At 24.3% G+C, this 13,271-nt stretch carries 15 protein-coding genes; 1 reads left to right on the plus strand and 14 read right to left on the minus strand.

The features are described 5' to 3' along the window. Positions 1-38: 38 nt before the first annotated feature. Positions 39-2,015 (plus strand): motility associated factor glycosyltransferase family protein, encoded by a 1,977-nt coding sequence (locus ACAN_RS13260; RefSeq protein ID WP_099334562.1) that lies wholly within the window; start codon positions 39-41, stop codon positions 2,013-2,015. On the opposite strand, the gene ACAN_RS13265 is transcribed toward ACAN_RS13260, so the two are convergent. From ACAN_RS13265 to ACAN_RS13330, 14 genes are read right to left on the minus strand one after another with little or no spacing between them, the layout of a single operon-like run. Then, entirely contained in the window at positions 2,016-2,552 is a 537-nt protein-coding gene (locus ACAN_RS13265) for a GNAT family N-acetyltransferase (protein WP_099334561.1), read from the minus strand. It abuts the gene before it with no gap. Beyond that, positions 2,542-3,474 (minus strand): hypothetical protein, encoded by a 933-nt coding sequence (locus ACAN_RS13270; RefSeq protein ID WP_099334560.1) that lies wholly within the window; start codon positions 3,472-3,474, stop codon positions 2,542-2,544. Before ACAN_RS13270 ends, ACAN_RS13265 begins: the two co-directional genes overlap by 11 nt. After that, on the minus strand, positions 3,461-4,747 hold the full coding sequence (locus tag ACAN_RS13275; protein WP_099334559.1) for a DegT/DnrJ/EryC1/StrS family aminotransferase: 1,287 nt from the start codon (positions 4,745-4,747) through the stop codon (positions 3,461-3,463). The genes ACAN_RS13270 and ACAN_RS13275 overlap by 14 nt, the downstream gene beginning before the upstream one ends. Next, positions 4,735-5,724 (minus strand): Gfo/Idh/MocA family protein, encoded by a 990-nt coding sequence (locus tag ACAN_RS13280; protein ID WP_099334558.1) that lies wholly within the window; start codon positions 5,722-5,724, stop codon positions 4,735-4,737. Before ACAN_RS13280 ends, ACAN_RS13275 begins: the two co-directional genes overlap by 13 nt. Continuing rightward, complete coding sequence (locus ACAN_RS13285; RefSeq protein ID WP_099334557.1) at positions 5,724-6,449, minus strand: cytidylyltransferase domain-containing protein; 726 nt, start codon at positions 6,447-6,449, stop codon at positions 5,724-5,726. The genes ACAN_RS13280 and ACAN_RS13285 overlap by 1 nt, the downstream gene beginning before the upstream one ends. A 9-nt stretch (positions 6,450-6,458) precedes the next feature. After that, the gene (locus ACAN_RS13290) at positions 6,459-7,097 is read right to left on the minus strand and encodes a pseudaminic acid biosynthesis-associated methylase (protein ID WP_099334556.1); all 639 of its coding nucleotides are present in this window, start codon (positions 7,095-7,097) and stop codon (positions 6,459-6,461) included. A 37-nt stretch (positions 7,098-7,134) separates the two neighbouring features. Then, positions 7,135-8,166: a pseudaminic acid synthase gene (pseI, locus tag ACAN_RS13295; protein WP_099334555.1), complete on the minus strand. Its 1,032-nt coding sequence runs from the start codon at positions 8,164-8,166 to the stop codon at positions 7,135-7,137. A 1-nt stretch (position 8,167) separates the two neighbouring features. After that, positions 8,168-8,968 (minus strand): class I SAM-dependent methyltransferase, encoded by an 801-nt coding sequence (locus ACAN_RS13300; RefSeq protein WP_165773066.1) that lies wholly within the window; start codon positions 8,966-8,968, stop codon positions 8,168-8,170. Beyond that, positions 8,955-9,674 carry a WbqC family protein gene (locus tag ACAN_RS13305; RefSeq protein ID WP_099334553.1) on the minus strand — a complete coding sequence of 240 codons (720 nt, stop codon included), beginning with the start codon at positions 9,672-9,674 and terminating at the stop codon, positions 8,955-8,957. Before ACAN_RS13305 ends, ACAN_RS13300 begins: the two co-directional genes overlap by 14 nt. Further along, on the minus strand, positions 9,671-10,345 hold the full coding sequence (locus ACAN_RS13310; protein ID WP_099334552.1) for a class I SAM-dependent methyltransferase: 675 nt from the start codon (positions 10,343-10,345) through the stop codon (positions 9,671-9,673). The genes ACAN_RS13305 and ACAN_RS13310 overlap by 4 nt, the downstream gene beginning before the upstream one ends. A gap of 40 nt (positions 10,346-10,385) precedes the next feature. Continuing rightward, complete coding sequence (locus tag ACAN_RS13315; protein WP_099334551.1) at positions 10,386-11,021, minus strand: formyltransferase family protein; 636 nt, start codon at positions 11,019-11,021, stop codon at positions 10,386-10,388. Continuing rightward, positions 11,018-11,932, minus strand: coding sequence for a UDP-2,4-diacetamido-2,4,6-trideoxy-beta-L-altropyranose hydrolase (pseG, locus tag ACAN_RS13320; protein WP_099334550.1), 915 nt, complete (start codon positions 11,930-11,932; stop codon positions 11,018-11,020). Before pseG ends, ACAN_RS13315 begins: the two co-directional genes overlap by 4 nt. A gap of 1 nt (position 11,933) precedes the next feature. Continuing rightward, complete coding sequence (locus ACAN_RS13325; protein WP_099334598.1) at positions 11,934-12,662, minus strand: cytidylyltransferase domain-containing protein; 729 nt, start codon at positions 12,660-12,662, stop codon at positions 11,934-11,936. After that, complete coding sequence (locus ACAN_RS13330; protein ID WP_099334549.1) at positions 12,659-13,270, minus strand: pseudaminic acid biosynthesis-associated methylase; 612 nt, start codon at positions 13,268-13,270, stop codon at positions 12,659-12,661. The genes ACAN_RS13325 and ACAN_RS13330 overlap by 4 nt, the downstream gene beginning before the upstream one ends. Between the last annotated feature and the right edge of the window lies 1 nt (position 13,271).

Consider the following 13,271-nt stretch of genomic DNA (forward strand, 5'->3'; position numbering starts at 1 on the left):
TTAATGTAAAATTAAACTATCTTACAATAAGGCTTTATATGCAAGAAGAACTAAATGACTTAACTCAAACACTTTTTAATTTATATTTAAAAAATTTGGAATTTTTAGAAAAAAAACATCCCAATACTTACAAAAAAGTACAAAAATTATCAAAAGATATTGAAGAACAAAATCATAAAGAAAAATATACTTTAGAGTATATAAAAGAAGGTGGTTATTTTGATATTTTTGACCATACAAAAGATAAATTTCTTTATGATTTTAATAGTTATGAAGAAGCAGATAAAAGGGCTGAATTAACTAATTTTACAAAAGAGAACTCTTTAGATTTATTAAGAATTGATCCACGAAACAAAAAACTAGCCATTATGCAATCTTTAGGAGTTGTAGCAACACTGGCTAATTATATAAATCATAAAGTTGATTTTACAAATGTTACTTTCTCAAAAATATATAAATTTATCTTTATTGGAGTTGGTGCAGGAGTTCACTTAAATGAAGTCTATAAAAAAATAAACTCTATGAATACTTTGATAATTGAACCTGAGCTTGAACTTTTTAGACTTACTTTATTTACAACTGATTATACAGTTTTTGAACAAGGAAATAAAAAGTTATTCTTATCAGTTTGCGAAACACCAATACAAAGAGAAAAAACTATTGAAGAATTCACTCATCATCACAACTACATGAACTATAATATCAAGCACCATCTTTTTTGGATAGATTACAAATATATCTTAGATGAACTTATTAGTTATTATTCAACTAACCATCCTGCATCTTTTCCTTTTGGAGTAGTTTTAAAAGTTCTTTATAGAACTATTAGATTTATGAAAGATAAAGAGAAGTTCATAAAAAAACAACTAATAAAAGATACTTTACCCTTAAAAAATAAAAAAGTATTAATAATAAGTGCTGGTCCATCTGTTGATAATCACTTAGAATGGATAAAAAAATATCAAGATAGATTTGTAATTGTTTGTGTTGATGTAATATTAAGAAAATTAGAAAAAAACAGTATTGTACCTGATATAGTAGTCTCTATTGACCCCTCACCTGAATGTGGAAAATTTCTTACAACAGATGATAAAAACTTCTTAAAAAATAGTGCCATTATCTTTCTTTCTCAACAAGAAGAGAGTGTATTAAAAAAAGTAGAGCATTTAAATTACTATTTTTCACAAGTATATCCTGTATGTGAAGAGTTAGGATACTCTTTTTCTCTTCCAAATGTTGGTACTTTCTCATTTGCCATGTCTGTATTTTTAAAAGCAAATGAACTATATTTAGTTGGAAATGATGCAGCATTTAATCAAGAAACAGGGGATAGATATGCAAGTGATAGCTCACATGAAATGTCTGATATTGTAGAAGAAAAACATAAAGTTGATGATAATATAGTTTCTGATTATGATATTTTAGAAGTAAAAGGAAATTTAAGAGAAAAAATAAAATCAAATAGAACTCTTTTGACTTTTAAAAGAGACTATGAGTTATTTATCCATGGTTTAGATGAAGAAACAAAAAAAACTTTAAAAGCTTACAATTTATCAGATGGTGCATTTATGGAAGGGCTTATACCTTTAGATATAAAAGATATTGACCTACAAACCCTAGAAAAAAAAGATTTTAATGTAAAAGAGATTTTAGATAATATAAGTTGTACTGTGGAAAATATTGATTTTGAAGATGATGCAAAAGTATTAAGTGGCATAATAACTAAAGTTAATAAATTCAAAAAAACAAAAATCTCTTCAAGAGATGATTTCTTACAGAAAAAACTAGATATTATGATTTGGATTTTACAGCAAAAAAAACATATGAGTAACGCTATGTTTGCAAATGTATTTTTAAAATATATTGAGTTAGTAGATATTTATGTAAACTTCTTTTTAAACTTAAAACAAAACCAATTATATACTCAAAAGAACTTATCTGAAGTTAAAAAATACTGGTGTGATTCTACTATTTTAGTATTAAAAGATTTAAAAGTAATAATAAATCAAGAATAGTTATTCTTGATTTTTTATTATTGCATACAAGATTATATCTAAGTACTTTCCATTTTTAAATATTGCTTGTTTTAAAATACCTTCTTCTTTCATATGAAGTTTTTTTGCAAGTTTTTGCATTGAAATATTTTCTTGACTTGTTCCACAATAAACTCTATGTAAATTCAAACTATTAAAAGCATGTTCTATAATCAACTTTGATGCTTCATAAGCAAAACCTTTTCCATGATACTTCTTTTCTCCCATGATAATTGCAAACTCTGCATTAGAATCAATAAAGTTTATATTTTGAATACTTACATTACCAATGTGTTGATTGTTATCTTTTAAACAAATAGCAAGAACAAGATTATTATTTGAGGAATTAATATTTTGTATATATTCTTGTGTTTTTTCTTTAGTATTTACAAATCTATGATGTGCATTAAACTTGCACACTTCCTCATCATTTAGCCAATTTACATAGTTTGTATTTGAATCTTCTATACAAAGTGGTCTTAAATATAATCTTTGCGATTCTAAAAATTTACTTTTCATATGTTTTCCTTAATATAGTTTCTAACTGTGCTTTTGTTTCTAAAATCTCAACATTTTTAATTACATCAATTCTTTCTTTTGCATCAATTTGCAAACTATATGTTTGTTTATTTAACAATAAAGATTCTTTGAATACAGAAGAGTCTATACCAAATACTATTTTACTATTATATAAAACTTCATGTATATCAAATTCATCTTTATATATTTTAACAAAAGAGTATTTTTTTAAAATTTCATCAAACTTTTTCATATCTTCAGCAGGATGAAATTTAATAAAAAGTGTAATATCTAAGTGTACATTAGATATTGCATCTAAAAGATTAATTATACAATCATACTCTGTAAAGCCAAACTTATTTCCATATAGTTCATATATATACTCTGATAAAAAGAGTGCGTATTTACCTCTATTTTCAAGTATTAAATTATTTGATGTTTTTAATTTTTTAGCATAAAAGACCTCTTTTATATATTTTAAATACAAATTTTCATGAAATTGTATTCTTTGCTTAATATCTTCATTGATTAATTCTACTTTATTATCATAATAAATAATATCAGGTAAATACTCTCTATCTATAAATTTATTATTAATAGAAAATCTTATATTTAAGTTTAAAATTGAATCTAAAAAACATTTTACTTCTAATCCTAATTTTTTTGCCTCTATTAATTTTTCTATTTCATAATCAGAGTGAATACCAGATGTTCCAATAATAACAATATCATCTTTTTTAAAAATATTTTCATTTTCATCAATCAAAAAAGAAATATGTCTTTTAAATATTTTTAAAGCAGGACCTTTAGGATAACACTTTACAATGTAACCTTTTTCATGCATATAATATGCATAAGCCATGGTTAAATTAGCTCCTCCTGCATCATAGGAAAAAACTTTTATTTCACTATTTAAGTTCATCTAAATTTTCACAAACTTTTACATAAGCATTGATTACATCATTTACATCTTCTTTGCTTAAAGGACTTCTAGTAAAATCATGTGTCCACAAAGTTTTATAATGAAATTTTTCTACATTTGGACAAATTCCTTTTTCATATGAGATTTCATCTTTAAAAGCAAAGTTTTGTTTATTATATGCAATTTTATTTTGAAACATAGGAAGTAAATAAATAGGCTTTACATAACCTTGTCCTATTGGTACACCTTCATTTTCTCTATCTTGCACTGCTTCTAATTCTGCTTTTACAGCCATTATAAATTTATCTCTTGAAACTTTTGCAATATCCTCTAAAAACTCAAATGCTTGTACATAATAAGAGTGTGTTCTATTTTTTAATTTTGTTGTCTTTATAAAAGGATATTTTCCTAAAGCCTCATCATACATTTTTGCATACTTTTGTCTAATTTCTAACTCACTTTGTAATTTTTTTAACTGCTCTATTCCAATGGCTGCTTGAATTTCAGTCAATCTAAAATTAAAGCCTAGCATATTTGAAAGTTGCGTTTCACCTTTATTTTCTACAACTGATTCTGCATGATTTCTAATTAGTTGCATTTTATTAGCTAAATCATCACTATTTGTAACGCAAACTCCACCCTCACCTGTATGAATATGTTTATGATAATTTAGACTAAAAACTCCAATATCTCCAAGAGTTCCAACATTTTTTTCATCATATTTTGCTCCTGGAGCTTGTGCACAATCTTCAATTACATATAAATTATGCTCTTTTGCAACTTCTTGTATCTCTTTCATATTTGAGGGACAACCAAAAATATGTACAACAACTATTGCCTTAGTATTTTTTGTAATAGCTTTTTTTAATGATTTAATACAAAAAGAGTAAGTATTAGCTTCTAAATCACAAAATACAGGAGTTGCATTCCAAAATAAAGGAGCACTTGCAGAAATTGACATTGAGTATGGTGAAACAATAACCTCATCACCAAGACCAATTCCACAAGCACCTAAGGCTGTTATTAAGCCAGAAGTATTTGAATTTACAGAGATACTATGTTTAATATTAAAATATTCACTCCAAGCTTTTTCAAACTCTTGAACTTTTTCTCCCCCATAAAAATCTTCATGCCAAGCACCTAAGTATTTTGATAAAATACCTTTTTTCATAACTTTTACAACTTCATCAATTTCATTTTCATTTATATTATTATATCTAGGAAACAACTTTGTTCTTATTTTAGTTCCACCATTAATAGCTAATTTTGGCATCTATTTTCCTTACTATTTAAAATATTTGTTATAAATTCTAAGTTTTTTAGTTCATTTTTAAAAGAAGCGCAGTTTTGTCTATTTTGTTTTATTTGTAAAAATATTTCATCATAAACATTATAGATTAGTTTTTCTGAGATTTTTTCTTTTTTGTAAGCTTCTTTATCTATAAACTTATATCCTTTATACTCTATGCTATCTACAATTTTTTTATAATAAATTGTTTGTTCACTATTTATATAATTTACAACTTGATTATCAAAATAAAGAGTTAATTCAATAATATTGTATTTTCTATGATCTAAAGCAATAAAATATATAGGAATAATCTTCTCATCATATTTAATCTTAAAAAATACATCATAGGATTTATCTTCATCATTAAAACCAATTGTTTCATCAAGTATTTTTATATCTAATAGTTTTGGATTAGAGAATAAATAGTTAATCAAATCAATAAAATGTGAACCATTATTTTTTAAACCTTTCACATAATTTAAATTGATTTTTTGTAAATTTTCTAAACTTCTATTTTCAATACTATCTTTTAATCTTTTTATTGGCTCTTGGAATCTTCTAGTATAATTTATAACTATTTTATCTTTGAAAAAATCATCTAAAATCTCATACTCTTTTTTATTTGAAAAAAGAGGCTTTTCCATCAAAAACTTTTTTATACTTTTATGATTTTTAAAACTATTTAATATTTCAAAGTGAGTATTAGTAGGTGTAGCAATAACTAAAATATCAATATCTTTTTTATCAATTAATTTTTTACAATCATTATAAAAAATAACATCATTGTAAAACTCTTTTACTTTTGATAAATTTTTTTCATCTATATCTACTACATATTTTAATTGAAACTCTTTATGTAAATATATAGCTTTTATATGTGAATATGCAGTTTTAGAGTTTTTATCATAATCAAAAAGTAAAGAGATATTACCAAGTCCAATCACTGCAACATTCAACATTAACTTAGTCCTTTTCTTTTTATACTACTATTTATTTGTAATAACTTAGGGTTTTTTCTTACATAAGATATCATCTCTTCAATAGTAAAATAATCATTTTTAAAATGATTCATTATCTTAGTTATTATTTCATAATCTTCTTTTGTATCTAAAGTTACTGACAACTGGGGAAAATATAGATTTTTTGGTGCTTCAATATTATAAATTTTAAATCGCTTTGTAGTATAAAACTCAGGAGTTACATGCTCTATATCCATAGAAGTTAACTCTTTTTTTGATACTTCTTGCAATGCTTTTAAAGAGTAAACTTGAATAGACATCCCAACAGGAAATGTACTTTTTATGCTATTACTTACATAATCATAGTCATTGTTTAAATAAAACTCAATAGCCTCATCAATAAGTCTTGGTTCAATAAAAGGGCAATCTCCAGTTAACTCAACAATTATATCTGTTTCAAATTTTTCATGGGCTTGTAAAACTCTTTGGAAAACATTATTTTCACTTCCTCTAAAATATTCAACATTTTTCTTTTCACAAAGATTTATTATTCCATCATCTTCTTTATTAATTGTAGTCGCAACAATTATTTTATTTACAAGTTTACACTTTAAAACTCTATTTATCATTACTTCTAACACTGTACTATTTCCAAGAGGTTTTAAAACCTTTTTTGGTAATCTTGAAGATGTCATTCTAGCTTCAATAGATACATTAATATTCATAATAGCCCTTTATTTTTGCAATAAAAACATTTGATCAATTAAATTTTTATCATCATTATATGAAACTTTTAATTCATCTAATTTTACTAAATCTTTTTTTCTTTCTTTATAAAGTTTCATAAAATCTGCTTTCCACATCAAGTCTTTATTACCTTGGTACATCAAATCAGTATATTCTTCTGCATAATACTCAAATCCCCAAATATAAGAGTTTGTTACTCTATATATCTCATCAATTGCAAAATTTATATTATCAGGAGAGATATGAATCAAAACTCCACTTGTAAAAACCAAATCAAAATAAGCATCTTTAAAAGGTATATCTAATGCATCACCTTTTATTATATTTAAATTATCTGCTCTTTTTTTTGCAAAATTTATAGCTCTTTCTTGAATCTCTATTCCATAAAGATTTTCAAATCCCATATTTTGTAAATGCAATAATTGATTACCAATATTTGTACCTACTTCTAAGATTTTCGCATCTTTATTTATATTTTTTAAAAATCTATTATTTAAATCTGTTCTTGAAAGTGTATATCTATTTTTATAAAACTCATCTAAGTGTTTTGGAGTATAAATATTTCTTTGAAGATACTCTTTACCAAACTCATCTTCCCAAGTTTGTCTTTGAAAGTTTTTTTCCATAAAGTATTCCTAATAATTAAATCTATATTTTAAAAGCTTATAAATCTAGCTTAACTCTGTCTGCAAACTTATAATCTTTTGTTGATTTTTGTCCAAGTAAATCTTTTAAATACTTAGGATGTAGACCAAAACCAGGTCTTACACTTTTAATATTCTCTAGGGTAAATTCATCACCTTTTTTTATATCTTTTGAAACATATAAACTTCTTGAGAAAGCTCTATTTTTAATCTTTTTTTCTGTCATTTCATAACTTACTTTTCCAAGTAATTTTTCAGTATCTTTTATACACTTAACCATGTGTCTAAACTCTTCTTTATCCATTGAAAACTCTAAATCAGGTCCACCAATACTTTTATCTAAAATAAAATGTTTTTCAATAACTTTTGCACCCAATGTTACAGCAACAATTGGTGCTGTTGAACCTATTGTATGATCAGAAAAACCAGAAATCACACCAAAAGTTTCTGCTAAATTTGCAATTGTCTTCAAATTTGCATCTTCTAAAGCAGCAGGATAAGCACTTGTACACTTTAATAAGATTATATCTTCATTTCCTACACTTCTACAAATATCAACAACATCTTGTATCTCTTGCAATGTGGCAATACCTGTTGAAATTATTATTGGTTTTTTTTGTTTTGCAGTATATTCTATTAATGCATAATCTGTTATTTCAAAAGAAGCTATTTTGTATGCACTTGGATTAAACTGCTTTAAAAAATCTACTGCACTTTTATCAAAGGGAGTTGAAAAAATATCAAGATCTAAACTTCTTGCATACGCAAATAGTTCTTTATGCCATTCCCATGGAGTATATGCCTCTTCATAAAGTTCATATAAAGTTTTATTATCCCATAAAGTACCACCTTTAATCACAAAATCCTCTCTATTTGAATTTAATGTTAAAGTATCAGCTGTATATGTTTGAAGTTTAATTGCATTTGCCCCAACCTCTTTTGCTGCTTTTATAGTATCAAGTGCATTTTGTAAACTACCATTATGATTTGCACTTAATTCAGCAATAATAAATGTTCCATCTTCTTTTAAATTAAAGTTTCCAATTTTCATATTAATCTCTTTTTTTCTCTATTTTAAAAATATAATCATACCTTGTAGAAGAGTTTATTATATTTTTATTAACATCAATTTGTTTATTAAAAAAACACTCTTTTAGTACTAAATCATACTTTTTTGCTTTTTTTATAAAATCCTCTTTATTTATAAAATAGTGCTCTTTTACTCCTAAAATCATTTGCTTTTTAGAAAACAATGAAATAAATACTGTTTTTAAACTATTAAAAAAATATCTAAATCCTCTATTTTTCAAACCATAAAGCAGCCATTTAATTATTGAATTTCCATATGATTTATCTTTAAACTCATCAACAAAAGGCAATTCACCAATATAAATAGTTGCATTATTTTTTGAAACTCTACTTATTTCGTTTAAAGTTTTATCAACTTCTTCTTTGCTAAGTAATAATAAAACTCCATTTATAACAACTTTATCAAATTTATTATCACAAAAAGGAAGTTTAAAAGAAAACGCTTTTGAAATCTGAGTTTTGTTTTTATACTCTTTAAAATTAATCTCTTTATTTACTTTTTCTATCTCTTCACTTGTTGGTAAAATACCTTCTAAAGTACAATTATTAAAGTTTTTTTCAACGATTTTAAAAAAAGTCAAATCACCACAACCAATATCTAAAATTGTTTCATTCTCTTGAATATTTAAACTATTGAAAATATTCACATTTACAAAATATGTTAAATCAGCTCTTCCTTGCCTACCTGATAATGAATTTATATCCTTATCTCTTGCTCTTATTTTATATTCATGAAGAAAAGATTTTGCTTTAATTATTGACAAAATATCTTCCTTTTAATATTATCTGCTTTGAAGCTTCTAATCCCTCATTAAATAGTAAATCAAGTATTCCAAGTTGAGAAATAAAGTTCTCTCCTATTTGATTATAAGTGGGATGCTTATAATCTTGATAAAAGATATCTATATTATTCTTTTTAAATTTTTCTAAATATTTATTTAAATACTCTTTTGAACCCAAAGCTGATATGTACTCTTTGCAAGATTTATTTAAACAAATATTTAATATCAAATCACCTTTATTACCCTCTAGATTTTCTAAACTTGATGATTTACTAAAAGAAGTATTTATATCTAAAAGTTTTGAAACTTCCTTTATAAAATTGATATTATACTCACATAAATATTCAGTTTTATAAGAGAGTATATTCAAAATTTTCTCTTGTAATTCATTAAAATATTTTGTTTTTTTATAGTTTTTTAAAAGAAGAGTATTTATTTTTGAAATAAAATCATAGTTTTCAAAACTTATTCTTGTATCTTTTAAGATTGTTTCATCTCTTGATTTTTCTTTTTTAATAGGTAAAGAAAACATATACTCTTTATTGTTTATTTTCAATCTATTTCTAACTTGCCAACTTCTTCTTGCTAATTGAACTGTATCTAGAAAAACAAACTCATCAACATAATCAATTAAGTCAAAATATCCAAGCCATGGATTAAAAGTGGGTTGCATTATTGCTAATTTCAATTTATCAATCCCCACAAAATAATATCTGAATTAAAAACTAAAGTATTATCTTTTTGTAAATTTTGAAACTCATTATGAAAAACAAAATACTCTTTCAAATTTAAATTCTCTTTTAGCATTTCAATCAGTTCATATTCACTATAAAATTTATTTATACAAGAGGCTTCTGAAGTAATATCATAATCTTTTGGCATTAAATATGTATTTTCTCCTAAGTTTTCTCCTATTCCAAATCTAAAATCTTTTAGTTCTCTACATCTTATAAAAAAAGAAGCACCTTTTTTTATATTGTTATTTAAAAGCATTATATTAAAAAACTCAAGAAGTTGCTCTTTTTTTATGTAATTTACAACATTTGGTAAAAGCAATACATCAATTTGTAAATCTTTATTTTCTTTTGCAAAATCAATCATTTCACATAAATAAAATTCAAATTTTGTATCTGTTTTTATTTTATTGAAATTATAATTTGCATCTTCAATAGCACTTTCATTTATATCAACTCCTAATACTTCAAATCCATACTCATAAGCAAGAGTCAAATTATTTCCATTTCCACAGCCAAACTCTGCAAAAAGAAGATTTTCTTTACTAGAAAAACTATTTTTAAAAAAGTATTTTATAAAGTATTCATCTGGATACTTTAAACCTTTTATATCTTTTATTTTCATATATGCCTCTAAAAATATTATTAATTATTTTTTTATTATACTACTTTTCTTGACTTACTTCAATTTTCAGAATATATTTTTTACCATTTTTATAAAAAAATGCTGGATATTCTTCGTTATGCACAACCCGTAATAAATTAAATTGTTCATCTATTGTTTTATTTATATCTAATTGACTATTTAAAGGCGTTCTTTTTTTATAAAAACTCTCTTTACCTGTTTGAGGAGTTGGAATCTTATACTTTTCATAATTTAAGACAAACTCTTTACACATGCTATTTACTAATTGTGCTTGTTTATGTCTTAATAAAGGATTTAATTCAGTTCCATCAAGCTTTAATACTTTTTGCATATATATATTTCCCTCATCCACTCCACAAGAAGCTTCAAACATAGTAAATGGCACCTCATTTTTACCCTCTAAAATCTGCCAAAACATTGGAGACCATCCTTTACCCTTAGGTAAGGCACTTGCATGAACTACAATATTATGTTTATGTAGTTTTAGATAATTTTCTTCTATAATCTTATGATAACTTAAAATAAATACTATTTGGTAACTATTTTTAATCTCTTTATGATCAAAAAATAAATCACAATTATCTAAACTATTTATTAACTCTTTAGCATAATCAATAAACCATTGATTAGGTGATGTTAATACTGCAATTTTCATTTTTCAAGCCTCTTATTGATTTTTTTTATTAATTTTTTTAATCTTTTTTTATTAAATTTTTTCATCACAAGGTACTTTTTCTTCTTTAAATACTTATATATATTCTTTTGATTGCTTGCTGTTTTAATAGCAATAAAAGGTAATTGCATAAAATATACTTCATTTAAAATTACACTTGCACTAACTATTGCAAAACTGCTCTCTTTCATTAGTTTTGCTATATTATTTGTATCAATATAAAGATTAATAAAATCTTTTTCTTTACAATACTGTTTTAATATATCCAAGTTGCTATTTGCACTTGTTGTTACTAAATTAACTTCGATATTTTTAAATTTTGACAAAACCTTAAGTATTTTAATATTGATATTACTATGATCTGTTCCGCCTATTGCTAAAAAAACCTTTGTTTTATTCTTTTGTTTTAAATTCATATTTTTGTATTTGTAAAACTCATCTCTTAGTAAAGTATATTTTACTCCACATCTTACTTCACAAAAATTTGGAACTAAGCTTTTATACTTTTTTTTATTTGCGCCTATATTATGATTTAATAAAATATCACAATAATGTTTTTCATAAGTATCATCTAAACACAAAATTTCAACATCTGTTTTTAATTTTATGTTCTTTTGTGATTTATATTTTATATCATAACTATCAATAATTAATAAATCAATTTTTAATTCTTTAATCTTTTTTATCAACTCTTCATTATTATTTGATTTTAAAATATGTACATCATAAGAGTTTTTCAAAATTTTTTTATTTAAATTACCCTTTAAATTTAAAGTTGCAAAACTTACATCATAGCCTTTATTTAAGTACTGTTTTGCTAAAACCAAACATCGCATAATATGACCATGTCCTATAGAAGATGAAGAGTCTGCTCTTATTAATACCTTTTTCATATTAGCTCTTTTTTTGTTCCACATGTTTATTTATTTCAAAAATATCTGGATTATTTTTTAATGTTAAAATCAATTTTTCATAAGAAAAGTTTTCATTATTGCCTAGTTTCTCATACAATTGCACTATTGCTTTATAATCATCTATTTCATCTAAAGTTATTCGATATTTTGAATCATTATTTTTATTTATTAAATATTTTATTTTCAATTTGTTTTGTATTGTTGTATGTAAATATGGCGTTACATGCTCTTTTTCATAATCTGTTTTTGCATTTAAAAATGCTGTTTTTAATAATAAAAAAGAAAATACTTCGCTATCTAAACCTCTTGGGAAACCACTATGCGCTCCTAAACTTACATAATCAGCCTTTGAAGTTTTATATAGTTTTATTGCTTGTTCTATTAAATTTGCATCAATAAAAGGACAATCACTTGTACACCTAATCACAATATCATCGCTTTTTAAATTAAACTTTTTGCAAGCTTCATAATATCTACTTAATACATTATTTGTATCACCCTCGTAATACTTTATATTGTGTTTTTCACATATTTTTACAATCTCTTTTTGTGTTCCATCATTTGTAGTTGCAATAATAATATTTTCTTTAAACTTTTCAAGCCTTTTTAACATTACTTCTAATACTGTTTTATTTGCAAGGGGCAAAAGAACTTTTTTAGGAAGTCTTGTACTTGTAGTCCTTGCTTGAATAACTATTTTAAAACTCATTTTTTTTCCAATAAAAACCAAGTCATATCATCTTGAGGGAAGTTATTGTCCCTATGATATAAAAACCCATAATCAATAAGTTTTAAATTATCATACATATCCATAATTTCACCAGCAAAATCTCTTTTGAATAGTTTTTCTTTATAACCTCTATAAGGTATCTCAATAGGAGTTGGATTATAATACTCTACAACTAATATATATTTTTTAGAGTATGTATAAAGTTTTTCATACACCACTTTTAAGTATTTTGGATTTATATGAATTAAAACACCTTTTATCAAAGTTAAATCAAATTTTTCATCTAAGTTTATATCTAATAATGATTCATTATAAATTTTATGAAGAAACTCTAAAGTCTCTAACTCTTTCACAGCTGTTTTATTTATTTCAATAGCAGAAAGTTCTAAATCTGAAATTGTATTTAATGCATGTAAATTCATTCCAATATTTGAACCAAATTCTATTACTGAATTTACATTTTCTACTCTATTAAAAACTTTAGAAAAAAAGTTTATATTACTTTTTATAATTGATGTATTTCTTTTACAGTACTCATCACCAAACTCTTGAGCCCAAAATTTTTCTTGTTCAGTTTTATATTGCATC

Source organism: Malaciobacter canalis (assembly GCF_008000835.1).
Classification (GTDB): Bacteria; Campylobacterota; Campylobacteria; order Campylobacterales; family Arcobacteraceae; genus Malaciobacter; species Malaciobacter canalis.